Origin of the sequence: Embleya sp. NPDC050493 (assembly GCF_044458105.1) — a bacterium.
In the GTDB taxonomy this organism is placed as follows: Bacteria; Actinomycetota; Actinomycetes; order Streptomycetales; family Streptomycetaceae; genus Embleya.
Genome location: NZ_JBITHP010000039.1, coordinates 31,714 through 57,802, shown reverse-complemented (window position 1 = coordinate 57,802; position 26,089 = coordinate 31,714). Strand labels below are relative to the sequence as shown.

General features: G+C 72.0%; 25 protein-coding genes and 1 pseudogene. 10 read left to right on the top strand and 16 right to left on the bottom strand.

From position 1 onward, the window contains the following. Window positions 1-17 precede the first annotated feature (17 nt). From ACIBM5_RS42600 to ACIBM5_RS42590, 3 genes are all read left to right on the top strand, one after another. The gene (locus tag ACIBM5_RS42600; RefSeq protein ID WP_396012058.1) at window positions 18-1,733 is read left to right on the top strand and encodes an alkaline phosphatase family protein; all 1,716 of its coding nucleotides are present in this window, start codon (window positions 18-20) and stop codon (window positions 1,731-1,733) included. 96 nt (window positions 1,734-1,829) lie between these two features. Beyond that, window positions 1,830-3,128: an MFS transporter gene (locus ACIBM5_RS42595; RefSeq protein ID WP_396012056.1), complete on the top strand. Its 1,299-nt coding sequence runs from the start codon at window positions 1,830-1,832 to the stop codon at window positions 3,126-3,128. Then, complete coding sequence (locus tag ACIBM5_RS42590; RefSeq protein ID WP_396012055.1) at window positions 3,125-4,150, top strand: TolB family protein; 1,026 nt, start codon at window positions 3,125-3,127, stop codon at window positions 4,148-4,150. Before ACIBM5_RS42595 ends, ACIBM5_RS42590 begins: the two co-directional genes overlap by 4 nt. Window positions 4,151-4,385: 235 nt before the next feature. Here ACIBM5_RS42590 and ACIBM5_RS42585 read toward each other — a convergent pair whose 3' ends face one another. Then, complete coding sequence (locus ACIBM5_RS42585; protein WP_396012054.1) at window positions 4,386-5,222, bottom strand: helix-turn-helix domain-containing protein; 837 nt, start codon at window positions 5,220-5,222, stop codon at window positions 4,386-4,388. Between the two features lie 112 nt (window positions 5,223-5,334). On the opposite strand from ACIBM5_RS42585, the gene ACIBM5_RS42580 reads away from it, so the two are divergent. After that, window positions 5,335-5,931 carry an NADPH-dependent FMN reductase gene (locus ACIBM5_RS42580; RefSeq protein WP_396012053.1) on the top strand — a complete coding sequence of 199 codons (597 nt, stop codon included), beginning with the start codon at window positions 5,335-5,337 and terminating at the stop codon, window positions 5,929-5,931. A 109-nt stretch (window positions 5,932-6,040) separates the two neighbouring features. Here ACIBM5_RS42580 and ACIBM5_RS42575 read toward each other — a convergent pair whose 3' ends face one another. Continuing rightward, window positions 6,041-7,258: a S8 family peptidase gene (locus ACIBM5_RS42575; RefSeq protein WP_396012052.1), complete on the bottom strand. Its 1,218-nt coding sequence runs from the start codon at window positions 7,256-7,258 to the stop codon at window positions 6,041-6,043. A 333-nt stretch (window positions 7,259-7,591) separates the two neighbouring features. Here ACIBM5_RS42575 and ACIBM5_RS42570 point away from each other — a divergent pair, with 333 nt between their 5' ends. Continuing rightward, the gene (locus ACIBM5_RS42570; protein WP_396012051.1) at window positions 7,592-7,753 is read left to right on the top strand and encodes a hypothetical protein; all 162 of its coding nucleotides are present in this window, start codon (window positions 7,592-7,594) and stop codon (window positions 7,751-7,753) included. A 386-nt stretch (window positions 7,754-8,139) separates the two neighbouring features. On the opposite strand, the gene ACIBM5_RS42565 is transcribed toward ACIBM5_RS42570, so the two are convergent. The 7 genes from ACIBM5_RS42565 to ACIBM5_RS42535 form a co-directional block, all read right to left on the bottom strand. Next, the gene (locus ACIBM5_RS42565) at window positions 8,140-9,126 is read right to left on the bottom strand and encodes an RICIN domain-containing protein (protein ID WP_396012050.1); all 987 of its coding nucleotides are present in this window, start codon (window positions 9,124-9,126) and stop codon (window positions 8,140-8,142) included. Window positions 9,127-9,547: 421 nt separating this feature from the next. Continuing rightward, the gene (locus ACIBM5_RS42560; protein WP_396012049.1) at window positions 9,548-10,222 is read right to left on the bottom strand and encodes a S26 family signal peptidase; all 675 of its coding nucleotides are present in this window, start codon (window positions 10,220-10,222) and stop codon (window positions 9,548-9,550) included. After that, on the bottom strand, window positions 10,219-12,066 hold the full coding sequence (locus ACIBM5_RS42555) for an ABC transporter ATP-binding protein (protein ID WP_396012048.1): 1,848 nt from the start codon (window positions 12,064-12,066) through the stop codon (window positions 10,219-10,221). The genes ACIBM5_RS42560 and ACIBM5_RS42555 overlap by 4 nt, the downstream gene beginning before the upstream one ends. Then, entirely contained in the window at window positions 12,063-12,623 is a 561-nt protein-coding gene (locus ACIBM5_RS42550) for a TlpA family protein disulfide reductase (RefSeq protein WP_396012047.1), read from the bottom strand. The genes ACIBM5_RS42555 and ACIBM5_RS42550 overlap by 4 nt, the downstream gene beginning before the upstream one ends. Beyond that, on the bottom strand, window positions 12,620-13,171 hold the full coding sequence (locus tag ACIBM5_RS42545) for a MauE/DoxX family redox-associated membrane protein (protein WP_396012046.1): 552 nt from the start codon (window positions 13,169-13,171) through the stop codon (window positions 12,620-12,622). Before ACIBM5_RS42545 ends, ACIBM5_RS42550 begins: the two co-directional genes overlap by 4 nt. Before the next feature lie 65 nt (window positions 13,172-13,236). Then, window positions 13,237-13,416 carry a hypothetical protein gene (locus ACIBM5_RS42540; RefSeq protein WP_391588892.1) on the bottom strand — a complete coding sequence of 60 codons (180 nt, stop codon included), beginning with the start codon at window positions 13,414-13,416 and terminating at the stop codon, window positions 13,237-13,239. 67 nt (window positions 13,417-13,483) lie between these two features. Continuing rightward, complete coding sequence (locus tag ACIBM5_RS42535) at window positions 13,484-14,017, bottom strand: redoxin domain-containing protein (protein ID WP_396012044.1); 534 nt, start codon at window positions 14,015-14,017, stop codon at window positions 13,484-13,486. A 605-nt stretch (window positions 14,018-14,622) separates the two neighbouring features. On the opposite strand from ACIBM5_RS42535, the gene ACIBM5_RS42530 reads away from it, so the two are divergent. Both ACIBM5_RS42530 and ACIBM5_RS42525 read left to right on the top strand, forming a co-directional pair. Beyond that, a complete protein-coding gene (locus ACIBM5_RS42530) occupies window positions 14,623-15,117 on the top strand; it encodes a hemerythrin domain-containing protein (RefSeq protein WP_396012043.1) in 495 nt (164 codons plus the stop codon). 432 nt (window positions 15,118-15,549) lie between these two features. Further along, window positions 15,550-16,551, top strand: coding sequence for an SDR family NAD(P)-dependent oxidoreductase (locus ACIBM5_RS42525; RefSeq protein ID WP_396012042.1), 1,002 nt, complete (start codon window positions 15,550-15,552; stop codon window positions 16,549-16,551). Between the two features lie 105 nt (window positions 16,552-16,656). Here the strand turns inward: ACIBM5_RS42525 and ACIBM5_RS42520 are convergent, their stop codons facing one another. The 4 genes from ACIBM5_RS42520 to ACIBM5_RS42505 form a co-directional block, all read right to left on the bottom strand. After that, entirely contained in the window at window positions 16,657-17,502 is an 846-nt protein-coding gene (locus tag ACIBM5_RS42520) for an anti-sigma factor (RefSeq protein ID WP_396012041.1), read from the bottom strand. Next, window positions 17,489-18,085: an RNA polymerase sigma factor gene (locus ACIBM5_RS42515; protein WP_396012040.1), complete on the bottom strand. Its 597-nt coding sequence runs from the start codon at window positions 18,083-18,085 to the stop codon at window positions 17,489-17,491. The genes ACIBM5_RS42520 and ACIBM5_RS42515 overlap by 14 nt, the downstream gene beginning before the upstream one ends. Further along, window positions 18,082-18,474 (bottom strand): class F sortase, encoded by a 393-nt coding sequence (locus ACIBM5_RS42510; protein WP_396012039.1) that lies wholly within the window; start codon window positions 18,472-18,474, stop codon window positions 18,082-18,084. Before ACIBM5_RS42510 ends, ACIBM5_RS42515 begins: the two co-directional genes overlap by 4 nt. Before the next feature lie 418 nt (window positions 18,475-18,892). Beyond that, window positions 18,893-19,816 (bottom strand): DUF4397 domain-containing protein, encoded by a 924-nt coding sequence (locus ACIBM5_RS42505; RefSeq protein WP_396012038.1) that lies wholly within the window; start codon window positions 19,814-19,816, stop codon window positions 18,893-18,895. A gap of 287 nt (window positions 19,817-20,103) precedes the next feature. Here ACIBM5_RS42505 and ACIBM5_RS42500 point away from each other — a divergent pair, with 287 nt between their 5' ends. The 3 genes from ACIBM5_RS42500 to ACIBM5_RS42490 are packed head-to-tail and all read left to right on the top strand — an operon-like array spanning window position 20,104 to window position 22,543. Next, the gene (locus ACIBM5_RS42500; protein WP_396012037.1) at window positions 20,104-21,384 is read left to right on the top strand and encodes an NAD(P)/FAD-dependent oxidoreductase; all 1,281 of its coding nucleotides are present in this window, start codon (window positions 20,104-20,106) and stop codon (window positions 21,382-21,384) included. Then, complete coding sequence (locus ACIBM5_RS42495) at window positions 21,381-22,160, top strand: DUF1365 domain-containing protein (RefSeq protein ID WP_396012036.1); 780 nt, start codon at window positions 21,381-21,383, stop codon at window positions 22,158-22,160. The genes ACIBM5_RS42500 and ACIBM5_RS42495 overlap by 4 nt, the downstream gene beginning before the upstream one ends. Further along, the gene (locus tag ACIBM5_RS42490; RefSeq protein ID WP_396012034.1) at window positions 22,157-22,543 is read left to right on the top strand and encodes a DUF4267 domain-containing protein; all 387 of its coding nucleotides are present in this window, start codon (window positions 22,157-22,159) and stop codon (window positions 22,541-22,543) included. Before ACIBM5_RS42495 ends, ACIBM5_RS42490 begins: the two co-directional genes overlap by 4 nt. A gap of 39 nt (window positions 22,544-22,582) precedes the next feature. Here ACIBM5_RS42490 and ACIBM5_RS42485 read toward each other — a convergent pair whose 3' ends face one another. The 3 genes and pseudogenes from ACIBM5_RS42485 to ACIBM5_RS42475 form a co-directional block, all read right to left on the bottom strand. Continuing rightward, a complete protein-coding gene (locus ACIBM5_RS42485; protein WP_396012033.1) occupies window positions 22,583-23,188 on the bottom strand; it encodes a dihydrofolate reductase family protein in 606 nt (201 codons plus the stop codon). Between the two features lie 345 nt (window positions 23,189-23,533). Further along, window positions 23,534-24,658, bottom strand: a pseudogene (locus ACIBM5_RS42480) (RNA polymerase sigma factor); the annotation flags it as partial. A 513-nt stretch (window positions 24,659-25,171) separates the two neighbouring features. Further along, entirely contained in the window at window positions 25,172-25,999 is an 828-nt protein-coding gene (locus ACIBM5_RS42475; protein WP_396012032.1) for a TetR/AcrR family transcriptional regulator, read from the bottom strand. Window positions 26,000-26,089: the final 90 nt, after the last annotated feature.

Sequence of the window (26,089 nt, the reverse complement as noted above, 5' to 3'; positions counted from 1 at the left end):
TTCGAGGAGGTCCCCCGATGCGGATCACACGCGTCCCGGCCACGCTGGGGTTTCCCGCGCTGGCCCTACTGGTCGCCGCCACCGCTTCGCTCTCGCCCACCGCGAACGCCGCCGATCGGCACGCGGCAACTCCGGCCGCCGCGGTGTCGTCGGCCGTACCCAGGTTCGACCACGTGGTGATCGTGCTGTTCGAGAACACCAACTACGAAACGATCAAAGGCAGTTCCAAGGCCCCCTACTTCAACGCCCTGGCCGCGCAGGGCACGTTGTTCACCAACTCGTTCGGCATCACCCACCCCAGCCAGCCGAACTACATCGGACTGTTCTCCGGCTCGCAGCACGGGGTGACCGGCGACTCCTGCACCGACCTGACCGGAGACAACCTCGGGCAACAACTCGCCGCGGCGGGCAAGACGTTCAAGGCGTACTCGGAAGGTTTGCCCAGCGCCGGTTCCAGGACCTGTTCGAGCGGCAAGTACCGTCGAAAGCACGCTCCCTGGGCCAGTTTTTCCGGCACCGCGGGAGCGGGCACCCACGTCCCGTTCTCCGCCTTCCCGTCGGACTACTCCAAGCTCCCGGACGTGTCGTTCGTGGTGCCGGACATGTGCAACGACATGCACGACTGCTCGACCGGCACCGGCGACACCTGGCTCGAGCGCAACCTCGACGGCTACGTCCGGTGGGCCAAGACCCACAACAGCCTGCTGATCACCACCTTCGACGAGGACGACTTCCGCTCCGTCAACCAGATCCACACCGTCTTCGTCGGCCAAAACGTCAAGGCCGGCTACCAATCCCCGACCCAGATCAACCACTACGGCGTCCTGCGCACCCTGGAGGACATGCACGGCCTGCCGCCGCTGGGCGAGGCGGCCCGCAAGACCGCCGTGACCGACGCCTGGGGCGCCGCGGCCGGACCGGTCATCACCGCCCCCGGGAACCAGAGCGCCACCGCGGGCACCGCGACGGCGCTGCAACTGTCCGCCTCCGGCGGCAGCGCGCCCTACACCTGGGCGGCCACCGGGTTGCCCGCCGGCCTGACGCTCGACCCGGCCCTGGGCCGGGTGTCGGGCACCCCGACCACGCCCGGCACCGCGTCGGTCACCGTGACCGCCCAGGACGCCGCGGGAGCCCTCGCGACCACGTCGTTCACCTGGACGGTCCGCCCCTCCGGCAGCGGATCCGTGCTGTTCGACGACGACTTCGAAGCGGACCGGGGTTGGAAGGTGAACGCCGCCGGAACCGACACCGCGACGTCCGGAGCCTGGGAACGCGGCGATCCCGACGAGACACGCTCCACATACGGCCCCAAGCAGGTCAAGCAGTTGGGGACGACCGTCTCCGGCACCAACGCATTGTCCACCGGGGCCCGGGCCGGCGCCGAATACGGCGCCAACGACCTGGATGCGGGCGTGAGTTCGGTGCGCTCTCCGGCGATCACGTTGCCCGCGGGCGCGACCGCGCCGAACCTGCGGTTCTCGTACAGCGTGGCCACCGGCGACAACTCCGGGGCCGATGACCACTTCCGTGTCCGGGTGCTCGACGACACCCGGGCCACGACCGTGTTCGAACGCGCCGGCACGGCGACCGAGGTCGCCGGCACGTGGCAGGTCGCGAACGTGGACCTGTCGGCCTTCGCGGGCCGAACCGTCCGGGTGGAGATCGAAGCCGCCGACCTCGGCGCCGTCAGCCTCTTCGAGGCACAGGTCGACGACGTCACGATCACCGGCTGACCACCGCCCCTCTCGATCGGTGCGGTGGCCGACTCTTCCCCTCGGTCACCGCACCCGGTCCCCGCTCCACTCGTCCACCGAGAAGGGCAACGCACCGTGTACCTCTCGACCATCGACCGACCGGCCCGGGACGCCCCGCGCGTGCGCCGACCCCGCCGCGCCCGGTCGCGTCGCGGGCGGGTCGGAATCGGCCCCAACGTGCTCGCGCTCGGCGCCGTGAGCCTGTTGACCGACGTCTCCTCGGAGATGGTCACCGCCGTCCTGCCGCTGTACTTCGTCCTTGCGCTGAACCTCGGCCCGGCCGCCTACGGCGTCATGGACGGCCTCTATACCGGGGCCACCGCACTGCTGCGCCTGGTCGGCGGCTATGTCGCCGACCGCACCCGACGGCACAAACGGGTCGCCGGCGTCGGCTACGCGATGTCCGCGGTGGCCAAACTGGGTTTCCTCGGCGCAGGTGCCTCCGGGTCCGCGCTCGGCGCGGTGATCGTGACGGACCGGGCCGGCAAGGGCCTGCGGTCGGCACCGCGCGACGCCCTGATCACCCTGTCCACCCCCGAGCCCCTGCTCGGCCGGGCCTTCGGCGTCCACCGCGCCATGGACAGCGCGGGCGCCTTCCTCGGCCCCCTCGCCGCACTGGGCGTGCTGTCGGTCGTGGGCGCCACGACACCGGCCGCGTTCGACGCCCTGTTCGTGACCAGCTTCTGCTTCGCGTGCGCCGGCCTCCTGACCCTGGCCCTGTTCACCCACGACCACCACGGGGAACGCCCATGCGCGGATCCCGTCACCACCCGCGCCGCCGTCGCGCTGCTGAGATCGGCGCGGGTGCGCGGGCTGGTGTGCGCGGCCGGGATGCTCGGACTGGCCACCATCGGCGACGGCTTCGTCTACCTCGTCCTGATGGACCGTCAGGGATTCTCGGCGGGCTGGTTCCCGCTGTACGCGGTGGGCACCAACCTCGTCTACCTGACCCTCGCGGCACCGTTCGGCGCGCTCGCGGACCGCTGGGGCCGCAAGCGCACCCTGTTGGGCGGCTACCTGTCGCTGGGCGTGGGCTACCTCCTGTTGTTCGGTCCGCTGCCCGGCACGTGGACCACCGCCCTCGTGCTCCTGTGCCTGGGGACGTTCTACGCCGCCGGCGACGGCGTCCTGATGGCACTCGCCGCACCGGTGCTACCGGCCTCCCTGCGCACGACCGGACTCGCGCTCGTGCAAACCGCCCAAGCCCTCGCCTACCTCCTCTCGTCGGTCGCCTTCGGCTTCGCGTGGGTGACCTGGGGACCCGCGGCCGCGACCAGGGGCGCCGCCGCGGCCGTGCTCGCGGCGATCACCGTCACGGCGGTCGTACTCACGGCGCCCACCCTCACTCCCACTCCCGAGGAGGCCGTGGGATGAATCCACGCCTGCGCATCCCGCTCGCGATCGTCGGCTTCGTCTCGCTCGTGGCGGTCGCGATCTCGGCGATCGGCTCCGCCGCCGGGCCGGCCCGGCGGACCGCGAGCGCCGGCACCCCGGGCGCGGTCTCCCTCGTCCCGGGTCCGCACCTGATCGCGCGCAGCCTCGCGCACGACAGCCGCGATCATCTGGTCTCGGTCGCGGCGAACGACCCCCGTGGCAGTCGCACCGTGTCGACGACCTCGTGTGCGCGGCTGTACGCGGCCGCCGGCACCGGGATCTGCCTGCGGTTGGACGGCGGCCTGAGGACCTTCGAAGCCGTCGTCCTGGGTCCGGACCTGGGCCGGCGGCGCGCGCTCCCGCTGGTCGGCGTGCCCAACCGAGCCCAGGTCTCGCCCAGTGGTCGCATGGTCGCCTGGACGGTCTTCGTCACCGGCGACTCCTACAACGGCGGCCGCTTCTCCACCCGGGTCGGCATCCTCGACACCCGCACCGGGGATCTGGTCTCGACCCTGGAAGACTGGTCGGTGCGCGTCGACGACAGGCCCTACGAAGCCGCGGATCTCAATTTCTGGGGCGTCACGTTCACCCGGGACGACGGGCACTTCTACGCCACCATGTCCACCGCCGGACGGCGCTACCTCGTCCACGGCGACCTGGCGACGCACACCCTCCGCACCGTCCGGGAGAACGTCGAGTGCCCCTCCCTGTCACCGGACGGGACCAGACTGGCCTTCAAATCCGCCGTGGACGGCGACCCACGACACGGCTGGCGCCTGTCGGTCCTGAACCTGGCCACCGCCACGGTGACCCCACTCGCCGAAACCCGCTCGGTCGACGACCAGGCCACCTGGATCGACGCGCGAACGGTGGCCTACGCGGTGGCGCGCGGGCGCGGCCACGCCGACGTCTGGCAGGTCCCCGCGGACGGGTCCGGCGTCCCCACGCTCGCGATCCCCGACGCCGACTCCCCCGCCACGCTCGCCCCACCCGAGGCCTCGGGGGAAGAACCCGCGGCGTGACCGAACCCGCATTCGGCCTCTCCTCCGAGAACGCCGCCTCCGACCGGCCCGGTCCGCGCTGCCGTCCACCGCGCGGACCGGGCCGCCCTATACGCCCGCACGGCGAGACCCACCGCGCCCCAACACACCTCGCGCCCCCACACCGCGTTCCCGCCCGCCGCCGGATCGACCGGCCGATCCACCGCGCCATCGGTCCCGCCGCGGGCTGACGACATCCCGCCATGGGTCGACGACATCACGAGACGACCCGGAGCCGACCGCTGCGCCCGTGGCGGAGTTCTTCGAGAGCCTGCGCCGTGGCCTCGTCCGCGGGCAACAGGACCACCAATTGTTGTGCGTCCGAAGGCAGTTCGAGGGTCTCCCGGAGCAACCGCAAGGCGCACCCCGCGGGATGGTTCAGGCGGAGGGTGCCGCGTTGCGGCAGCACGTGCCTGTTGAAGCGGCGGGTGAAGTCCGGGCCTGCCACGCGCGCGAGTTCCTCGGTGAGCCACGCGGTGTTCTCGATGCTCGGCCCGAGCCACAGGTCGAAGGCCCGCTCGTCCGCGACGTCGTCCCAGTCCGCGAAGAACTCGCGGGCGCGCGGGTCGGTGAAGACGTAGCGGGTGAGGTTGGGGGCCTCGGCGTCGAGAAGCCCCGTACCGTCGGCCACCGCCGCGAAGCCGTCGGTGTGGGCGAGGACGTCGCCGAGCCGGTTCGTCACCAGTGCGATCCCCGGGTCGAGCAGACGCAGCGTCTCCAGGACCGACGGTCGCACCGCCCGGCTCGGCGGCGCGGGCCGGGTGTGCGACGGGCATTGACCGCCGGTGATCTTCGTGAGGTAGCGCAGGTGCTCGCGCTCCGACGGATCCAGGCTCAGCGCGTCGGCGAGCGCGTGCACGATCGGCGTGGAGGGATTGCGGTCCCGGCCCTGTTCGATGCGGGTCAGGTATTCCACGCTGATGCCCGCGCGCGCGGCGAGGTCCGAGCGGCGCAGACCCGGCGCACGGCGGCGTCCATGCTCCGGCAGTCCCAGCGATTCCGGCTGGATGCTGTCCCGCTTCGCGCGGATGAAGTCTCCCAACGGCGTACCCATGAGGCGAGCGTACGACGGCGCCGGCAGGCTGTGGAGGGCTCAGGCAGGCCCTGCGGGGGCCGGCCTGAGCGCGGTCTGGTTGCGCTCCCGGTGCCACGTGATCGTGGTGGGCATGGACAACACCGAGCACAGGTTGCTGATCATCGTCGGAAGCGTTCGGGACGCAAGGTTCGGCCCGGTGGTGGCCTCGTGGGTCGCCGAACAGGCCGCCGCCCACGGCGGCTTCGAGGTGGACGTCGTCGATCTGGCCGAGATCGACATCCCGCTGGCGCTGCCCGCCGCGTCCCCGAAGTACGCGGGCGACGACTACCCCCGCCCGGCCGGGATGGCGGCACTGACGTCGGCGCTGGAGGGCGCCGACGCATTCATCGTGGTGACGCCCGAGTACAACCACAGCTACCCCGCCTCGTTGAAGGCGGCCATCGACTGGCACTTCACGCAGTGGACGGCCAAACCCGTCGCCTTCGTCAGTTACGGCGGCGCGGCGGGCGGGCGGCACGCGGTCCTGCACCTGGAGAACGTGTTGACCGAGCTGCACGCGGTCACCGTGCGCGACGGCCTCGCTTTCCCGAACTACTTCACCGCGTGGCAGGACGGCCGGCCGCTGGACGCCGCCGCGCCGGGGTACGCCAAGACCCTCCTCGACCAGCTGTCCTGGTGGGCGGGCGCACTCCGCGCCGCACGCGAGGCCGCTCCCTACCCGGCGTAAGCGCGGCGGCCATGGCGTACGCGCCGCCCCGGTGTATACCGATCCGCCGGTGGGCCGGCTCGTACCGTGGGGCGGGCGCCGCGTGCCGCGGCGCCCGCTTTGGAGCGTTCTACCCGATGACCCGAAGGAGCCGGTTCGGCGACCCGGCACCCGCACCCGTGATCCGGTCCGGCGTGGCCGCTGCGATCAACGCCGCCTGTACCTCTGCCGGCGTCGCGGCGGGATGCGCGGACAGATATATCGCCGCCGCACCGCTGACATGCGGTGTCGCCATGGAGGTCCCACTGGCCGTCCGCGTCGCGGTGTCACCGTCCTTCCACGCCGAGACGATGCTCGTCCCGGGCGCGAACAGGTCCGTACAACTGCCGTAGTTCGAGGTGGACGCCCGCCGATCGGAGGCGTCCGAGTTCTGCACCGTGATCGCCTCGGGGAGCCGACCCGGCGAGTAGTCACAAGCGTTCGCGCCGTCGTTGCCCGCGCCCGCGACGTAGGTGACCCCCGCTGCGATCGACCTGCGGAAGGCCGCGTCCTTGGCCGCGCTCAGCCCACCGCGAATGCTCACGTTGGCCACGGCCGGCTTCGTCGCGTGTGCCGTCACCCAGTCGACGCCCTGGATCAACTGGGACGTGCTGCCCGTGTTCGCGCAACCGATCACCCGCACCGCGACCATCTTGACCTGTTTCGCGATGCCGTAGTCACGGCCGCCGAGAATCCCCGCGACGTGGGTCCCGTGGCCGTTGCAGTCGAGTCCGTTGTTGCCGTCGCCGACGGCGTCGAATCCGACACTCGCCCGCCCCTCGAACTGGCGATGCGACACCCGGATGCCGGTGTCGATCACGTAGGCGGTCACGTTCGCCGCACCGTTGGGGTAGGTGTAGCTGCGATCGAGCGGCAGCTTCGCCTGGTCCACTCGATCCAGACCCCACGACGGCGGATCGCTCTGCGTGTCGGTGATCTCCTCCACGCCGTCCTGTTCCACGAACGCGACCCGCGGATCCGCCGCGACCCGGCGCGCCTGGCTCTCGCTCATGTCGGCGGCGTACCCCGACAACGCGGAACCGTACGTCTGCCGCACCCTGCCGCCGTACGACCCGGCCAACGCGGCGGAGCGCTCGTGTACGTCCGCCGCGGTATGTGCGCCTTCCCGAAGAACCACGATGTAGCGACCCGGAATGGGGTGGGCCGCGGCCACGATGTGGCCTTCACGGGCCGAGGACGGCGATGGCACGATGCCGGCCTGCGCCGAGGCCGCACCGGGAACCGCGATCACCGCGCACGCCGCGGCCAGGGCGGCGGTCGTGCGCTTGCCGTGTATTCGTCTGAACACCTGTGCTCCCAAGGAGAGTTCGAGTCGCGTCACGACGACGCGGATCGGTTCTACTCCCGGTACGGCTCGACGGCGGCCGGCCTTCGCCACTGGCGACATCAGGCCGGGCTGCGGAAGAGGCGCCCGTTTCATGGGTGGTTCGGCGCGGCCTCGGCCCGGAGTGGCGGCCCGGCGGTGCCGTCGTGGTTGATCACGTCCATGTGGCGTCTCCCGTTTTGTGTTCCCGGCCGCAGATGCGGCCCACGAACGAATCCCGGGCGGCCGTGGGCGGGTTCCGCTTCGTCGAACGCGTAGTCCCCCAAGGCCCATCGCCCGCGGGGCGCGCTCGGCAACGTGCGCCTCCCGGCGGAAGGCGTCGACCTGCGCGCGGACGCGGTGGCCTGCGAGGACCCCGGTTCGGCTGGGCAACGGATCGGCGACCGGCGACGCGCCCGCGCGGCCGGATCGATCACCGCGCACCGGATCGAGCTGCTCGAGCGGCTGGGCATGGTGTGAAACTGCGACGACACCGCCTTCGAGGGCGGACTGGCCATCGGCCGCGCCTACTTCGCCGTCCACGGGCACCCGGCGGCACCCAAGCCGGCCGCCATCAACGGCCACCCCGTCGGCCAATTCTCCTTGCCGACTGCCGACGGCCACTCGAAACCCGCAAGAACCCCGAACCCCGAACGCCGACGCCGACGCTGACAACGACGCGTCGAGATTGACCCGACCGGGTCCCCACCGGACGACCCGACCGAGCGGTGGTCGCAGCCGGAGGAGTCATGGAGTCATGGTCGGCGGGCGGGGTCCCCGCCCGCCGACCATGCGAGGCGCCGAATGGGCGGCCGGGGCCTGTGCGAGCCCCCGCGCCGGGTGCGCGACGCCGGGCCCGGTGGGGGCTACATCCGCCACTCCTGGCTCGGCGCGCCGTTGCAGTCGAGGATGACCAGGCGTGTTCCGTTGCCGATGGTGGGTGCCGTCAGACAGCGGTTGGCGGTGGTGTTGCGGATGCGGTAGATCGCGTAGCGGTGGATGTCCCAGGAGGTGACCTCGACCACCCAACGCTGGCCGGCGCGGCGGGTGTCGCACGGCTGCTGGACGAGCGTGGCACCGGGTGCCGTCGAACCATTTTCGAGGTCCAGGCACATGCGCGAGTGGACGGCCACCAACTGGGAGGCGTAGCCGTCGGGCAGGGTGCGGGCGTACCAATCCTGGTGGGGGCCGGACACGAAGTCCCACAGCCAGACCGGCACTCCGGCGGCGGTGGATGCGTACCACACGTCCATGACTCTGCCGCTCAGCGGGTTGCTCACCGGGCGGGTCATCGACCACTCCTGGCCGCTCTTGGCGGCGCACGGTGCCTGGTGCAGGAACTCGCCTTCCGGGCGGGTGTCGGCGGCTTCGAGGCACAGGTGGCTGTTGTCGTTGACGAAGCGGTACAGCGGCCGGCCCCAGCCGTCGTAGCGGACGACGAACGGCTCCCATGCCTGGCTGAAGCCGTTGTGACACGGGGCCTGCCGGACGCGCGCGCCGGGGGCGCGGCTGCCGCCCTCGACGTCCATGCACATGCGGCTGTGCGAGGCCACGATCTGCCACGTGTAGGGGTTCGAGGGGCGTGGGAGGAACTGCCAGCGCTGGTTCTGCCCGCCGTGGAAGGGCCAGAGCCGCACCCCGGCGCCGGAGGCGAGCGACGAGTTCTCCACTTCCGCGACCACGCTGGAGCCGGGGCTCCCGAGATAGCCGGCGGTGGCCCAGAGCGGCTGGTCGGCCGCGGAGGCGGGGGGCGCGCCCGCCGTCGTCACGAGGGCGAGGAGCATGGCCATCAGTGCCGCCCACAGGCAGGCGGAGCGCGGTGTGCGACGCCTCCGCCACAGTTGTTCGTTCATCGACCGTCCCTTCGGCGAGGGGCCGCCGAAAGCGGCCCGTTCGGAGGAGACGTGGCTCGGCGAAGCGGAATCTCTCAAGTTCCGCCGGAACTTTTTTCCGGGCTCTTCTGCCCTCACCGAGTGAACCTGACCAAGCGCTGCCGGGAACTCTCCGATCGATCGTGTTCGAAGCCGGATGACCGGGCTGCTGCTGTTGCGGTGCCAAGGATGACGGTCGCGGTCGCGAACCTGGGGGCGAACAGCGCGGACTGATGATCGGCAACCAGGTCCTCCCCCGCCGCCTCGATCCACCCCGGCGCGACGACGGGGTGAACCCGGACATGCAGCGCCCGACGGCGACGGCAACCGCCGCAAGCCCAAGGGCTGTTCCCGTTCGTCACGCGAACCTCCGGCGGGGGAGGGCCGGTTGCCCGTGCACGGGTCAGTCCGGCTCGCCTGGCTGGATCCTGTCCGCGCTGTCTTCCACCTGTCGGTCGACCAACAGGTCCATGGCCGCCGGCAGTTGCGGCCTGATGTCCCGGCGCAGCGGGCCCGTGCCGGTCGCCGTCGGGTCCGCGACTTCGCCGGCCGCCGCGCGGCGCAGCGTGTGGCCAGGGGTCGTCGGCGGCGGCGAGTCCCGCGCGGGGCGGCGCGGGGAGGGCGCGCCGGCTGCGGTCCCCAGCCGGAGCAGGACGGTGCCGATGAGCTTGTCCTCGGGGCAGTAGCCCCATTTCTTGGAGTCGACCGAGCCCGGCCTCTCGCCCAGGAGCACGAGCATGCCCGGCGGCACGTGAATGCCGGGGCATCGGCCTGCCCAGTCCGGTACGGGCTCTCCGGCGACGGCGGCGATGCGTTTGATGTACCACGAGTCGGGTGTGGCGCCCGCGGGCGGACTCCAGCCGTACTCGGGGTGGGGCGCGACGACGACGGCCAGCCGACCGGTGGCGACCCGGCGTCCGCCGCGAAGCATCAGGACCCGGTCGCCCGGCATGAGGGTCGGCGACATGCTGTAGCCGCGAACGGTCACCGCGACCAACCGCCCACGTGCCGACGACAGGGCTGCGGCGGACAGGAGCACGCCGGCGAGGGCGAGGAGCCTTCGGGCCGCGGTGGTCACCGGACGATCTCCTCGTAGCCTTCGGCCTGTGTGGTGAAGAGCTCGGCATAGACGCCGTCGATGGCCATGAGCTGTTCGTGGGTGCCGCTCTCGTGCACGGTGCCGTCGGCGATGACGACGATGGCGTCCGCGGCGCGGACGGTGTTGAGACGGTGGGAGACCAGGATGCTCGTCGCACCTCGGCGCAGTGCGGTGAGCCGGTCGTGGACGTGGCGTTCGGCGACCGCGTCGAGGCCGGTGCTGGGTTCGTCGAGAATCATCAGGTCGCGTTCGGAACGCATCAGGGCCCGGGCGAGGGCCAGGCGCTGCCACTGGCCGCCGGACAACTGGACGCCGGGGGTGGAGTCTTCGGTGTCGTCGGGAAAGAACACCCGGCTGAGCATGGTGTCGTAGCCCTGCGGGAGGCGGACGAGGGCGGTGTGGATGTCCGCGTCGGCGGCGGCGGCGTGGATGCGCTCGTCGTCGTCGAGGGAGCCGAGGTCGCCGAGGCCGATGTTCTCCTTGGCGGTGAGGTCGTACTCCATCGGGTCCTGGAAGACGACGCTGACCCGCCGGCGCAGCCGGTCCGCGGGGATGTCCTTGAGGTCGATGCCGTCCCAGTGGATGCTGCCTCGCTGCGGATCGTAGAGCCGGCACAGCAGTTTGACGAGGGTGCTCTTGCCGGCCCCGTTGAGACCGACGACGGCGAGGCTGGTGCCGTGCGGGATGGTCAGGGTGACGCCGCGGAGGATCCACGGTCCGTCGTCGGTGTAGCGGAACCAGACATCCCGGATTTCCAGGCCGCGGCTCAGGGGCGGGGGTGTGATCGGGTTCGCCGGTGGGGGGAGGTCGTCGCGGACCCCGGTGACATGCCGGTAGTGGCTGAACAACAGGGCCGTCTGGTGGCTCTGGGCGATGCACCCCACCAGGCCGACCAGTGCCGTCTGCATGCCGGCCGAGGCGGCGACGAGAAGGGACACGTCACCGGCGGTGAGGGCGTGGGCGGCGGCCTGGTGCACGCCCCAGACGAGTGCGCCGGTGGAGATGCCGGCTCCGAGGACGGCGAGGGCCGTCTCGTAGCCGGCGAGGCGGCGGTCGAGGCGCTCCTCCTGCCGGTTGATGTTGTCGAGATCGGTACGCATGCGCCGTGCGAAGTAGTCGCCGAGGTCGTAGAGGCGGATCTCTTTCGCCGCTTGCGTATCGGTGAGGAGTCCCCTGTAGAAGATCTGCCGGCGGGCGAGGTTGCTGGTGCGCCAGAACATGTCCGCGCGATGGCGGCTGTTGGCCAGGTGGGCGAACAGGGCCGGGACGGCCGCGGCGACGAGGATGGCGGCCAACGTGGGACTGACGAGCAGGAGACTGCCCAGGAAGCCGGCCATGGTGAGAACGCCCTGCGCGCCTTGAAGTGTCGCGGCGACGAGCCGGTCGGCTCCCTGCGCGCTTTGGATGGCGAGTTGCACGCGGTTCTGGAAGGTCGGCGTTTCGAGCTTGGACAGGCCGCCGAGTCGGTTGACGGCGGCGAGCAGGTCGCTCTGGGCCTGGGTGGAGGTGGCGCGACGAATGCGGCCGTCGGCGTAGGAGGAGATGGCCGAGCCGGCGGCGAGGAGGACGGTGAACAGGCCGATGCCACATGCGGCCCGGTAGAGGTCCCAGGTGCGGAAGTCGTTCGCGCCGAGGCCGTCGACCACGTACTTGAGCAGCCAGGAGGCGGCCACCGGGGCCGCGCCCGCGATGACCACGGTGGCGAGGCGGACGGCGAGTGCCCCGGGGCAGGCTCGGATGGTCAGGGCGAGCACCGCGGCGAGTCCCCGCAGGTATTCGGCCGTGCGGGCGGCGAATGCGCGGTACGTGGACGTCCCGATCATGCGGAGAGGTGGTCGAGGGCGGGCAGCGAGCCTTGGCCGATACCTGTCTCGGTGACGGTTCCGTCGGCGTCGAGGAGGACGAAGCTGGGGTGGTGACGTACGCCGAAGGCGCGGGCGACGGGACCGTTCGGGGGCTCGGTGGCGACGAATCCGGTGAGCGGGCCGACCGCTTCGACCAGCGGAACGGCATCGGGGGCCTCTGCGCTGATGACGGCGACGAGGCGCGCGCCCGACCGAGTATTCGCCTGGGCCCACCGCTCGATCACGGGGAGGCTGTTCCTGGTCGGCCCGCAGTCCGGACGCAGGAAGCAGATGAGGGCGGGGTGCCCGGCCAGGGCGGACTCGGTGACGTCGCCTCGGGGAGTGTGCAAGGTGAACGCGGGGGTGTGGTCGCCCTCTTGTACGGCGAGGACCGGCGGGGCCGTGGCCGGGGAGTGGGCGGCCGAGGCCGAGGCGGCTATCGTCGCACGCCAGCCCCTGACGATCGCGAGGGTGAAGAGGGCGTTGACGAGGGCGGCCGCGGCGAGAACGGCGAGGCCGGCAACGGCGTAGATCACGTGTGGTCGTCCTTTCGGCGTCGGTCGCTGCGGGCGGCGAAGAAGAAGGCGATGTCGTCGGTGAAGACGGCGAGCGTGGTGAGATATGCGGCGCTCCCGACGGCGAGCGCGAGCGCGGGGGCGTCGAGGGGCGTGGTGGTGCCGTGCGCGACGGCGACGGCGCCGCCGAGGATGGCCAACACGGTGAGTGTGGCGTTGCGGGCGACGTGCCAGGGGCCCATGGGCACGGTCGTCCTGCTGCCGAAGCACGGGCAGGCGGCCCGACTGCCGCGGCGCATGGTGGTGACGGCCACGGCGCTGAACGCCGCGCACAGGACCGCGGCGAGGGCCAGGCCCGCGGTCAGCGTCGCGGGCAGCGCCAGGAGCACGGCGGCGGCGAGTTCGGCCGCGGGGACCAGGACGGTGAGAGCGGGCCGGGCCGCGGCCGGCAGAAAGGCGAAGTCGCCCAGTGCCGTGGCGAATCGGGCGCGGTCGCGCAGCTTGGCGAGGCCGGCCACGGCCAGCACGCAGATCAGGGTCAGGCGGCAGACGAGCAGCAGGTCCGACAAGTGTGGCTCCGGGAGAGTGGGCACGCGGATGCGGGGCGGGCCGCACGCGGCCCGCCCCGCAACTGTCAGCAGTAGTCGAAGCTGCCGCAGCTGACCCCGCACCTGGGCGTGATACAGCAGCGACGGCACCGCTGGCCGTTGGCGGTCCACTCGGTCCAGCAGTCCGTCGGGCAGCCGGCCTCGGCGTCCGCCTTGGGCAGGATCCGCTCGATCAGGCGGCCGGCACCGGCCTTGAGTGTGCGCATGGTTCTCCTCATTGTGTGTGGATGAACGTGCGTAATCCACGGTGTGACCTCGCGGCCGCACCGGGGTTCAGGACGCCGCAGGCACCGGTTGACGGCCGTCGGCGGAAGGGGCGGCGAGTACGCCGCCTCGGTAGCTGAGGATCGTGGGGAAGCCGGGAACGCGCAGGGCCCGGAACAGCGGTGACGCCTCGGGCTCCGGGACGACCTCGTCCGCCGGCCCGACGAGTTCGGCGATCAGGCCGCTCTCACCGGCTTCGGCACCCATCACCAGTGCCACGACCCGGCCGCCCGCTTCCCGGACCCGGTCGGCCCGTTCGGCGAAGTCGGGGACCTTGTCGATGCAGGACGGACAGTCGTGGGAGAAGACCCCCAGCAGCAACTCCCCCGCACCGACGTCCTCCCGGGTCAGGGTCCGGCCGCTGATCCCGGTGGCGGTGAAGTCCGGCAGACGGTCGCCCGGTTGCGGACCCTGGGCGGTGAAGTCGGCCCGCCTGCGCACGACTTCCAGCTCTTGCCAACGGCGCAGGATGACGATGAGCAGTGCGAGGTTGAGCAGGACGACGATGCCGACGAGCACTAAACCGGCAATGACGTAAGGCAAGTTCGACCCCCTGACGCGGTTGCACAGGGGGCCAGTGTGCAACCGGTGGCTTTCGGTGTCTATCCACAATGCGAGACCCTTTTGACATCTCCCGCGACTGCGCATATGGAGCACGCGGACGCGCTACGTCGGCCCGCCCCGACGCACCTGCTCGCCCATGTCTCCGGGAACACCCCGCATCGGCGGCACCACCGCGGGACCGTTGCCGTCAAGGGCGAAGCGTCCGTCGCGTACCTCCCAAGCCCGCCGCGTCTTGAGGTTCCCGCGCCGGTCCTCCAGCTGCTCCGCGACCCGGGACGGCGCGGTGCCGCCACGGCCGCCGCGTGGGAGCGGATCGAGCCGAGCACCGTCACCACGACCCTTGACGTCGGGCGTCAGCGCCGGGAGCCCTCCGCGGGTATTCGCCCGTCGGGTCTTGACAGTTAGAGCCCATGCGGCTCGCAGTACTCGACGCACGCGGGGCCTGCCCGGCGGCAAAGGGAACCGATGGTGTCCAGACGCCGTGCATGTGCCACGTCCCGGCGGGTAGTCCTGCGTTGCCTTCGGACTTCACCGGACTCCACGGGCGAACCGGTCCTACGAACGAATAGCAGGAGGAATCCATCATGGCCGCACAGAGCGACGTCGTCGAACTGATCCTCGATGACCACCGGCGGATGGAGGACCTCTTCCGGCGCATGCGCAGCGTCGAGGCCGACCGGGCCGCCGCGCTGGCCGAGTTCGCCGACCTGCTCATCGCGCACGGTCTCGCGGAGGAAGCCGAGGTCTATCCGGCACTCAAGCGCTACAAGCACATCGACGACGAGGAAGTCGAACACGGCGAGGAGGAGCACGAAGAAGGCAACAGGGCGCTTCTCGCCCTCCTCGAAGTCGACCGGGTCGGCTCGGACGAGTGGGACGAGAAGCTGGAGGAACTGGTCGAGAAGGTCACCCACCACGCCGACGAGGAGGAGCGCACCATCCTCAACGGTGCCCGAGAGAACGTCGCCATGGACCGCCGCGAGGAACTCGGCACCGCATTCGCCCAGGCACGTGGCAAGTACCTCGACGCAAACTGCGGAGCCATCGACAACGTCCGGTCGATCGTGGACGGCAAGTAGGGTCGCGCGCCGCCTCGACCGTTCGGTTCCGCAGGCCGACCGCGCCGGCATCCCCACCACAACCACCCCGCAACCAACGGGGCCACGAGCCCGGGGCACCCCGGCGGCGCAGCGGCGGACGCATTCGGCGGCGCGGGCCGGGGCGCACTGATCCACCACGGGTGCACCGGAGGCGGTTCGCTCGGTGTGGATCGGATCGGCAACGACAGCCACCGACCCCGGTGTGCGGTGTGAACCGCAGTGCCGGTCGAGGATGTTCGTGTGCCCTTGACTCCCCCATGCGCCCGGATACGGGAAAGAGCGGCGCGGGTACCGCTTCAGGGCGTCGGCGTGGCCGTGCACCGGCCGGCACCCGGCCGGCCGTCCGGCCCACCCGGCAACCCACATGCGCCACCGCGGATACCCACCTCGCGCCCGGGGTAGCAGCCGCTCATGAACCTGGCGACGTGGGCCGACCGGGCCTTGGACCGCACCGTTGTCCTGGGCTACGGCACCCCCGGCTACCACCTGCGCCGCCGGTTGCCGGGCTGGCCCGAGGACGGCGGCCGCATGGACGGCCGCGTCGTGCTCGTCACCGGCGCCGCGTCCGGGATCGGGCTGGAGGCCGCCGTCGGCTTCGCCCGGCTGGGCGCATCCGTCCGCGTCCTGGGCCGAAACCCGGAACGGGCCGACGACGCGGCGCGCCGGGTCCGCGAACACGTCGGCTCCGCAGCCGGCGGGCCAGCCGAGGCCGATGTGCGGCCCGTCGCCTGTGACATCAGCTCCCTGGCCCAACTGCGGTCCTTCACCGAGCAGTTCCTCCGCGACGAAGCACGGCTGGACGTGCTGGTCAACAACGCCGGTGTCATGCCCGACCGTCGCACCTACAGCGTCGACGGCGTCGAATTGACCTTCGCCACCCACGTCCTGGCCCCCTGGGTGCTCACCGAGGCGCTCTTGCCGGTGCTGCGTGCCGCGGCTCCCTCGCGCGTCCTCAACGTCACCTCCGGAGGTCAGTACGGCCAACGGCTTCCCGCCGGGGACCCGGAGTCGGCCGACACCCGCTACACGCCCAAGAAGATCTACGCCCGGACCAAGCGCGCCCAGGTGGTGCTGACGCAGCAGTGGGCGGAGCGGCTGCGCGATGCGGGCGTACACGTGCACGCGGTGCACCCCGGCTGGGCCGACACTCCCGGGGTGCGTAACTGGATGCCGGTGTTCCGCACCCTCACCCGCCCCGTCATCCGCACACCCGCCCAAGGCGCCGACACCGTGGTCTGGCTCGGCCACGCCCCCGAAGCGGTCCGCACGACCGGGCTCCTGTGGCACGACCGGAGACCACGTCCCGCGACGTACGCCCTCGGGGCCCGGCCCGACGGCGCCGCGGCCCGCCGCGAGCTGTGGGACTACGTTTCCCGACTGGCCGCCGCACCGACGCCGCCGACCACGAAGTAGCCCGCGGTGGCACCCGTTCGCCCGCTTCGCGGCGACGGCGCGGACCCCGCCCACGCGGGCCACCGGGCGCGACGCCCGCCCGCGCACGCGGGCGACGGTGCCGGGTCAGCTGCTCGGCAGGGTGCCGCGGACGACGCTGTCGCCGGAGTGCTGGGGCGAGCCGTTGTACTGCTGGAGGGACACGTCGACGACGGGGTAGCCGGCCAGGTCGAGGGTCGGCGGGAGGTCGAAGGTGGCTTCCCCGTGGGCGGGGAGCATGCCGACGGCGATCATTTTCTGCGCGTCGCGGTCCAGCAGCCAGACCTCGTAGAAGCCGGGCTGCGGGGCGAGGCCGGAGACGCGTACGACCAGGCGCCGGCCGGTCTCGCCACCGGTGTCGAGAACCGCGTCGCCGACCGCCCGGTGCGCGGGCAGCGGCTCGAGGCGGGTCGCGGCGGTGACCTGCATGGGCGGGCTCTCGTCGTCGCGGGCGGCCCACAGAGTGCCGCCGATGCCGACGGCGGCACCGATCAGCGCGGCCGAGGCGGCAAGGGCCAGTGAGGTCCGGAGCCTGAACCACCGTTCCCTGGGCGCGGTGGCGCCGTTCGAGGGGGTGGGCGGGCTGCCGGGCAGGTGCGTGGCGCCGGTCGCCCTCGGGGCGGAGTCGTCCTCGCCGTGCCGCGCGGAACCCCCGTCCCCGCCGAGACCCGTGGAAGCTTCGGATCGTCCGTCGCCGGCTGCCGGGGGCCCCGGTGCGCCGGCCAGTTCGTCGTTGATGCGCTGCCACAGCCCGGGCGGCGGAGGGGTCGGTTCGTCGTCGGGATGCACGTCGCGGCCAACGCGCGCCGCGGCTTGGAGGCGGTCGAGTTCCGCGCGGCAGACGGGGCAGGCGGCGATGTGTGCGCGGTCGGTTTCGGGCACCGGCTCGCCGAGTGCCGCGAGCGCGAGCGTCGTCGGGTCACTGTGATTCATCGTCCACCTCCTCCAAGCGGTCGCGCAGGCGGCCGAGGCCGCGTCTGATGTGGCTCTTGACCGTGCCGAGCGGAAGGGCGAGCCGCGCGGCGATCTGAGTGTGTGTCAGGTCGCCGAAGAACGCCATCTCGAGGATGCGCCGCTGCGGCTGGCCCAGGCGGGAGAGTTCGTCGCCGACGACCACCCGTTCGACGACGTCCGCGTCGTACGACGGATCGGCGGCGGGTTCGGCGTCGGTCGGGTCGGCCCGGCGCGCGCGGGCGGCGTACGCGTCGGCGATGCGGTGCCGGGCGATGCCGACCAGCCAGCCTGCCAGGGACCCGGCCTCGGGGCGGTACGTGGCCCGCCCGCGCCAGGCCGAGACGAATACCTGCTGGGCGACGTCCTCGGCCTCGGCGTGGTCGCCGAGTGCGCGCACGCACACGGTGAACACCAGTCCGCCCCACCGCCGGTAGGTCTCGGCGAACGCCGCCTGCTGCCCGGCCGCGAAGGCCTTGGCGACGTCGGCGTCGTCGAGCGCTTCCACGGTCGCCACTGTACTGGCCAGGACCGCGGATCCGGGGAAGGCCGTGCGTGGGGTCATGTCGGCTCCGGCACTGCCGTGACCACCAGGTTGGCCCGGTAGCCCCCGGCCGAGCGGTCGTAGGCGCCGCCACACGTGACCAGCACCAGTTGCGCGGGCCCGTCGCGCCGGAAGATCCCGGTGGCCGGGAGCCGGCCCTTGGGGACCGTCTCGACCCGCGTCACCCGGTACGTGAGCACCGCTGCGGCGCCGCGCTCGACCGTGACGCGGTCGCCCGGGGCGCCGCGCTCCAGCTTCGCGAACCGCCCCAGGCGTCCGTCCGCGGTGTCGACGTGCCCGATCAGGACGGCGGACCCGGTGGCGGAGCCCGGCGCCGGTCCGAAGCGGTACCAGCCGACCGTCTCGCCGTCCGGCGGTACCTCCGCCTGACCGTCCGTTCGTACGCCCACCGGCACCACGCGAGCGGACAGCCCGAGCGACGCCACACGTACCGCCGTGGGTGCCTCCGGCGCCGCGGTGCCGGATTCCGACCCCGCGCCCGCCGAAGCGATCGACGCATCGGCCGGCGGGACCGACGACGTGGTGGGCGCCGGTGGCGCAAGCGACTCCGGGGGTGCGCCGGCAGATCCGCAGGCCGCGCACGCGGTCACCGCGACACCGGCAACGACCAGTCGCCATGCCGGAATCCGCGTGCGCCGCCGAGTGGGCGGGCCCGGGACGCCGGGCATCGGCACGGGGTTCGCCGGCGGCACCCGGCGCCGATGCGGGTCACGCAGCACGACAACCTCCCATCAGGGCGACATCACGGCCGGGACGGTCCCGCCGTGATGTCGGCCCCTCGCCTGTCGGATGTCCGTCGCACGGGCGTCAGCGCCGCGCGGTGGCGAGGCGGTACCCGCCGGCCGCGAGTCCGAGCGCCGCGGCCGCGCCCAGACCGATCGCCCATGCGGGCGTACCGGAGCCGCCTTCCGCACCGGAGTGCGCCGCCGCGCCGGACTCGCCGGCCGGGACGCCGCCGGGCGCGGAATGCAGGCCGGAGATCGTCTGGGTCTTCAACGCGAGGCTCTTGTCGTTCGCGCTGCCGTAGGCGTACACGATCGTGTTGGTGCCCTCGGCGAGGTTCAGGTCGGCCGGGCCGAGCGCCACCGTGGAGGTTCCGGCGAGTGTCACGTCGGCCTTGACGGTGCCGGCAGCGACGTCGGCCTTGGCCTCCTTGGGGTTCGTCAGGTCGGTGAACACCGGTGTGCCGGCGGCGCGGACGTCGACGGCCGGAGCCGCGGCGACGTGCCGGACGGTCACGCGGGCCTTGCCGGCCGCGATCGGCGTCGTGTCGTTGACGAATGCGGACAGCATCGGCGTGCCGTCCGGCCCCAGATGCGCGACCAGGGTTGCGTTGGCGCCGGCGGGAACGTCGACCGTCTTCTGCAGCGCCGGTGCCCCGGCCGGACCCTCGTTGTCCTTGAACACCTTGACCTCGTAGCTGCCCGCCGGGAGCTGCTGCGGCTCGGTGAGGGTGCCGGGCTTGAAGTCGGGCAGCAATTGCCGACCATTCGCGTACACGTCCACGGTTGGCCCGGGGATGCCGTGCAGGACCGAGACGGTCGCCGTGTCGGCGGCGTGCGCGGGCGCCGTACCGAAGGCGACCGACGACGCGCACAACACGCCGACGCCGAGCGCGGCGGCGGCCCGTCGCCGTGCCGGCGGTCGACTGCCGCGTCCGTGGCCACGCCCGGCATCGCGACCGGGAGCGACGCTGTCGCGGGTGATCGGGTTCCTCTCTTTCGTGTCCATCCGAAACTCCAGATCTCGTCCGTGCAGAACCCTTCATCCCTCCTTCCGCGCTCGCCCTCGGAGCGGATGCGCCCGAACCGCAACTTTCCGGTCCTCCGGGCGGAAAGACCGTCCGCGCGCGGAACCCGACGAAATTTCCGGCCCGGCGGTGCATCCGTTGCGCCCTCACGACCCGAACTGTGGGCGAGCGTCGCGATACGCACGACCCTCGGGGACGGAGAAGTCATGCCTGAACACCGCAGTCCGGTATCCGCCGGCCCGATCACCCCGGCCGCAAGGCCGCGGCGGTGACGCGGCCCCGGCCGCGCGTCGCGGTCATCGGCGCCGGAGTGTCCGGCCTCACCGCCGCCTATGTCCTCCAACGCCGCTACGACGTCTGGTTGTTCGAATCCGACGACCGGCTCGGCGGGCACGCCCACACGCACGACATCCCGGCGGACCACGGCGGGACGGTGCCGGTGGACACGGGCTTCCTGGTGCACAACGAACGCACCTACCCGCACCTGATCAGGCTCTTCGCCGAGTTGGGCGTGCGGACACAGGACGCGGAGATGTCGATGAGCGTGCGCTGCGAGGGCTGCGGCCTGGAGTACGCGGGCGCACGGCGCGTCGACGGCCTGTTCGCGCAGCGGTCGAACAGCGTCAACGTCCGCTACCTGCGCATGCTCGGCGAGGTCGTGCGCTTCCACCGCCGGGCCCGGGCCCTGCTCGCCCGGGAGCCCCGCGGTTCCGACGGCCACCCGACTCTGGGCGAGTTCCTGGCCGACGGTTTCTCGCCCTACTTCGTCGACCACTTCGTCATGCCGCTGGTCTCGTCGGTCTGGTCGACAGGCACGCGCGGCAGCCGCGAATACCCGGCCGCGTACCTGTTCGCGTTCCTCGCCAACCACGGCATGCTGGCCGTGGGCGGCTCACCGTCCTGGCGAACGGTGCAGGGCGGGTCCCGCACCTACGTCGACCGCGCGGCCAAGGGCCTGGCGTCGGTGAACGCGGCGACGCCGGTCCGGGCGGTGCGCAGGACCGAGACGGGCGCCGAAGTCCGCGACGACGCGGACCGTGTGCACGAGTTCGACGCCGTGGTCCTCGCGACGCACGCCGACGATGCGCTGCGGCTGCTCGCGGATCCCCTCCCCTCGGAACGCAGAGTGCTCGGGGCGTTCCGGTACACGCACAACGAGGCCTGCCTGCACACCGATCCCTCCCTCCTGCCCCGCGCGCCCGCGGCGCACGCCTCGTGGAACTACCTCAAGACCGCCTGTGACGGCGGCGTCGATCGCGACCGGGTCCTGGTCACCTATGACGTCAGCCGGCTGATGCGCCTGGACGAGCCGCACCGGTACCTGGTGACCCTCGGCGCGACCGACCGCCCCGCCCCCGCGGCGGTCCTGGCCCGCATGACGTATGCGCACCCGGTCTTCACCCCCGCCTCCTTCACCGCGCAGCGGCAACTTCCGCTGCTCAACACCGGGCGCACCGCTTTCGCCGGGGCCTACCACGGATGGGGGTTCCACGAGGACGGCTGCGCGTCGGGCGTCCGCGCGGCGGCCGCACTGGGGGTGGCGTGGTGACGACGACGAGCCCACGCGCCTCCGCCGCGAGCACGGGGACGGCGCTTTACCGCACCGAAGTGGTCCACACCCGGCTGCGGCAGCCGCGGCGACGGTTTCGCAAGCAGGGCTACACCTGGCTCGTCGACCTCGACACCCCCGTCCGACTCCCCCGGCTGCTGCGGGCGTTCGCCCGCTTCGACGCCCGCGACCACATCGGTGACCCGACCCGCACGATCCGCGCCAATCTGACGACCTGGCTCGCCGACCAGGGCGTGGACCTGTCGGGGGGACGGATCCTGATGTTGGCGAACGCGCGCGTCCTCGGCTACGTCTTCAACCCTTTGACGCTCTACTGGTGCCACCATCGAGACGGGCGGCTCGCCTGCGTGGTCGCCGAGGTGCACAACACCTACGGCGAACGCCACCGCTACCTGCTGCACCCGGGCCGAGACGGCCGCGCCCGGACCGACAAGGCCTTCTACGTCTCGCCCTTCCTGACCGTCGAAGGCCACTACGACATCCGCGCGCCGGAGCCCGGCGACCGCTTCGACGTCCGCGTCACGCTCCACCAAGGCGGCCGCGTGGTGTTCACCGCACAGTGGCGCGGGCGGCGCGTCCCCGCCACCCCCGCCCGGTTCGCCGCCCTGCTGATCCGCTTCCCTCTGCTGCCGCACCGGGTATCGGCCGGTATCAGGGCACAGGGCCTGTGGCTGTGGCTGCGCAAAGTGCCCGTGGTACCCCGGGCGGCGTCCGGCTGCCCCCGAACCGAACACGATCGACGAGGTACACGATGACGTCTGCCCTCAACCGCACCCTCGGCGCCGCCACCACCGCGTACGGCGTCGCGATCCTCCTGCGCCCCCGGTGGCTCGCCCGCCCATGCGGCCTGCCGACCGCGCCGGACGGCTCGGCCACCGCCGACACGGCGCCGCTGATCCGGATGATCGGCGCCCGCGACGCGGTCATCGGCGTCGCCATGACGTGCGCCGGCGGCGACCGCGCGCGCCGCGTGGCCACCTGGTGCCGCATCGGATGCGACATCGGCGACGCGGCGATCCTGGGCGCGTGCCTGCCCTCCAAGGCGCACCGCGCCAAGGCCGCATCCATCGCCTTGGCCTGGGCCGCACTCAACGCCTACAGCCTCGGCGGGGCCGGAACACGCCGCGGCGCCCGCTGACCCCCCGATGGGCCGGATGGTCGTCAGCGGGTCGCGGCACTAGTAGCTGTCGTAGGTGGGCTTGCCGTTCGGCCGGTAGATGCCGAGGACCGTGCCGCCCTTCGTGGTCGAGACGCTGACCGGCTCCAGCGCGGTGGGGATCGCTCCGTCGGCGAACAACCGCTTGCCGGTGCCGATGATCACCGGGTGGATGGTCAGCCGGTACTCGTCGACGAGGTCGTGCCGCATCAGGGTCTGGGCGAGGTCGCCGCTGCCGACGACGTTGACGTCGCCACCCTCGGATCCCTTCAACGCGCGCACGGCATCGACCACGTCGCCCTCCAGCAGCGTGGAGTTCCGCCACTCGACGGACGTCAGGGTCCGGGACGCCACGTACTTGTGCATGCTGTTCATCCGCTCGGTGAACGGGTTGTCGGGATCGGCGGTCGGCCAGTACGACGCGAAAATCTCGTACGTCTTGCGGCCGAGCAGCATCGCGTCGGAATCCTGGTACCAACCGGCGATGCCCGCGCCGACCTCGTCGTCGGACACCGCTTTCTGCCAGCCGCCGTGCTCGAAGCCGCTCTCCGCGTCCTCGTCCGGACCGCCCGGCGCCTGCATGACGCCGTCGAGCGTCAGGAACGTGCAAACGATGATCTTGCGCATGATGTGCTCCCTTGGTCGTCGATGGGTAGACCGCAGAGCCGCCGAAAAATCATCGGCGAACCTCCGTGACACAACACCACGGCATCTCACCGCGATGCGCGATCCGACATCCATCCGACGACGATTCGGCGTACTCCGCAGGTTGACTTCGCGAATCCGGGATGTTCCCCGCGCATGGGTGGTGCCCGCCGGGCCCGCGCGCACCCGGACGGCGGATGGCGCACGACTACACCGCCCTGAGGCGCGGCCACACGCCGGCGGTCCGGCTTCTGTCGGGTGGTCGCGCAGCCCGAACCTCCTGACGGCCCGGGCGCGGGGCGTCGTCGCCACCGGCGCTCGGCGATGTCACCGTGGTCGGCCCTGGAGGCGTGCCGCGCGTTCCTGGAGGTAGTGCTGTTCGGGCAGACTCGTGGTCAGCCGGGCGGCGGTCAGGTAGTGCACATGGGCGGCCTCGTGGTCGCCGGCCAACTCCAGGAGGTGCGCTCGGACGGCGTGCAGTCGGTGATGTCCGGACATCCGGACGTCGGCGTCGAGGGGCCCCAGCAGCGCGAGACCGGCCTGCGGGCCCTGGGCCATGGCCACCGCGACGGCGTGGTTGAGGGTGACCATGGGATTGGGGTCCAGGTCCCGGAGGATGTCGTACAGGCCGACGATCTGCGTCCAGTCGGTGTCCTCGGCTCGCGCGGCCTCGGCATGCACGGCCGCGATCGCAGCTTGCACCTGATACGCGCCGATCGGCGCGCGGGCCAAGGTGTCGGTGATCAGCGCGACGCCCTCGTCGAGCGATTCGCGGTGCCACCGACCGCGGTCCTGTTCGGCCAGCGGGACCAGGGCTCCGCCGGGCCCGGTCCGGGCGGGCCGCCGGGCATCGGTGAGCAGCATGAGCGCGAGCAGACCGGCCACCTCGCCGTCGGCGGGCCGCAGCGCGCGGACCATCCGGGTCAGTCGGATCGCCTCCCGGGCGAGGTCGGCGCGATACAGGTCGGGCCCGGAGGTGGCGGTGTACCCCTCGTTGAAGACGAGGTAGAGCACGTGCAGGACGGCGCGCACCCGGTCCGGCACCTCCTCCGGGGGAGGCAGCCGAAAGCGGGAGCCGTCGGCCTTGACCCGTTGCTTGGCGCGGCTGATCCGCTGCGCCATCGTCGCCTCGGGGACCAGGAACGCGCGGGCGATCTCCGCCGTACTCAGGCCGCCGACCGCGCGCAGGGTGAGTGCGACCTGGGAGGACGGCGTCAAGGCGCCGTGGCAGCACAGGAGCAGCAGAGTCAGGGTGTCGTCCGCGCCCGCGTGCTCCCCGGCATCGGCGGCCGGCGCGAGGAGTTCGTCGGCCGGAGTGAGCGCGGCCACCTTCTCCTCGCGACGTCTTCCGGCGCCGGCTCGGGACCCATCGTGCGCTTGCCGCCGAGGCTCTCGGCCTTGCGCAGCGCTGCCTCGACGTCGGGCACGCCGACGTAGAACAGCACCCGCCGGTCGAAGCCCGCACCGCCGGCCACTCCGCCGTTGATACCGGTGTTCCCATCCTCGTCGACGGTCGTCGCGCCATCCACGAACCCGTAGTTGCCCGGCTCGGAGATCGCGGCGGTGCTCGCGTCGCCGACGGTGAACTCCCAGTCGAACAGCGCGCCGTAGTAGTCGCGCAGCATGCCCGGATCGGTCCCGATGATCTCGAAGTGCACCACTGGCCGTCCCATGATCGCTCCTGTCCGCGCCGATCGGTCGACGCCGTGTCGCGAGATACCCCGAACGGGGTCCGCAGACCAGAGGTCGAACCCCGGGACGGGATCTCGACATCACCCGGACAAGATCTTCCGCACGAAGTCGGCCCGCCTTCGATCCGGCGAGCCGCCCGGGTCGACCGAGCCGCCTGAGCCGCCTGAGCGGATCGAGCGGACCGAGCCGCCCGATCGCGGCTCCCGCGGCCCGGCGCGCGGCTCGCCGCGCGGGCGAGTTCGGGCGAGGCGCGCCGGGCCGGCTGACGAGGGGTCAATCGTGCTCACCTCGCCGGGCCAGGGACGCGGCGATGCCGTCCAGGACGCCGGTGAGGCCGGAACGGAACAGGGCGTCCAGGTCCCACGAGTCGCCGACGGCGCGCATCGCGCGGGTCAGGCGCGGATACGCACCGGACTCGAACAGCGAATCCCACGAGGGAGTGGCGGCCTTGCGCCACTGCGCCGCGGTGAGCCCCGATCGCCGTTCGGCCTCGATCTCGTCGACCAGGGTCATCGCCACGCCCTGTGTGTACGCGGCGATCATGAAGACGTACCGGAACGCCTCACGCGGCTCGAGGTCGAGACCGTCGAAGGACGTGAACGTGCGTTCGCTGTCCGCCGCGATGCCGGGGCTGGTCCTCAGCCGGGTGCTCACCATGACGTTCCGCAGGATCCAAGGGTGCCGGCGGTACAGCTGCCAGTCGCGGTGGGCCGCGGATTCGAGCCCCTCCCGCCACCCTCGCGGGGCGGGGTCGGGGGGCGGCGCCTCGGTCATCGCCGCTTCCACCATCAGGGCGACCAACTCGTCCTTGGACGGCACGTAGCGATACAGGGACATGGTGCCCGCGTCGAGATCGGACGCTACGCGACGCATCGAGAGCGCGTCGAGCCCCTCGGCGTCCGCGATCGCGATGCCGGTGCGCACGATGGCCTCGACGGTGAGGTGCGTTGCGTGGACGTCGGGGCTCGCCGCCGTGTCGTCGGGCTCCTGTGCCACGCGTGCCCGGTAGGCCTTCGCCCGGCACGCCCGGGAGCAGTAGCGCCGTGGCCTTCCCCGCTCGGCCGACTCCAGCACGTTGCCGCAGCGGGCGCACGTCGCCATCGCGTGCCTCCTTTTCGTCACGGATCAAGTTATGTGTCGAAATTCTAGCGTGCGAGGCGAGAACGACGCCAGTTACCCATCAAATAAAGA

Coding starts and splice junctions, on each gene's coding strand:
- ACIBM5_RS42525 (WP_396012042.1), top strand. CDS start 15,550: ATGAACCTGGCGACGTGGGCCGACCGGGCCTTGGACCGCACCGTTGTC.
- ACIBM5_RS42515 (WP_396012040.1), bottom strand. CDS start 18,085: ATGACCCCACGCACGGCCTTCCCCGGATCCGCGGTCCTGGCCAGTACA.
- ACIBM5_RS42540 (WP_391588892.1), bottom strand. CDS start 13,416: ATGCGCACACTCAAGGCCGGTGCCGGCCGCCTGATCGAGCGGATCCTG.
- ACIBM5_RS42590 (WP_396012055.1), top strand. CDS start 3,125: ATGAATCCACGCCTGCGCATCCCGCTCGCGATCGTCGGCTTCGTCTCG.
- ACIBM5_RS42600 (WP_396012058.1), top strand. CDS start 18: ATGCGGATCACACGCGTCCCGGCCACGCTGGGGTTTCCCGCGCTGGCC.
- ACIBM5_RS42580 (WP_396012053.1), top strand. CDS start 5,335: ATGGACAACACCGAGCACAGGTTGCTGATCATCGTCGGAAGCGTTCGG.
- ACIBM5_RS42530 (WP_396012043.1), top strand. CDS start 14,623: ATGGCCGCACAGAGCGACGTCGTCGAACTGATCCTCGATGACCACCGG.
- ACIBM5_RS42485 (WP_396012033.1), bottom strand. CDS start 23,188: ATGCGCAAGATCATCGTTTGCACGTTCCTGACGCTCGACGGCGTCATG.
- ACIBM5_RS42585 (WP_396012054.1), bottom strand. CDS start 5,222: ATGGGTACGCCGTTGGGAGACTTCATCCGCGCGAAGCGGGACAGCATC.
- ACIBM5_RS42565 (WP_396012050.1), bottom strand. CDS start 9,126: ATGAACGAACAACTGTGGCGGAGGCGTCGCACACCGCGCTCCGCCTGC.
- ACIBM5_RS42505 (WP_396012038.1), bottom strand. CDS start 19,816: ATGGACACGAAAGAGAGGAACCCGATCACCCGCGACAGCGTCGCTCCC.
- ACIBM5_RS42555 (WP_396012048.1), bottom strand. CDS start 12,066: ATGATCGGGACGTCCACGTACCGCGCATTCGCCGCCCGCACGGCCGAA.
- ACIBM5_RS42490 (WP_396012034.1), top strand. CDS start 22,157: ATGACGTCTGCCCTCAACCGCACCCTCGGCGCCGCCACCACCGCGTAC.
- ACIBM5_RS42520 (WP_396012041.1), bottom strand. CDS start 17,502: ATGAATCACAGTGACCCGACGACGCTCGCGCTCGCGGCACTCGGCGAG.
- ACIBM5_RS42475 (WP_396012032.1), bottom strand. CDS start 25,999: ATGGCGACGTGCGCCCGCTGCGGCAACGTGCTGGAGTCGGCCGAGCGG.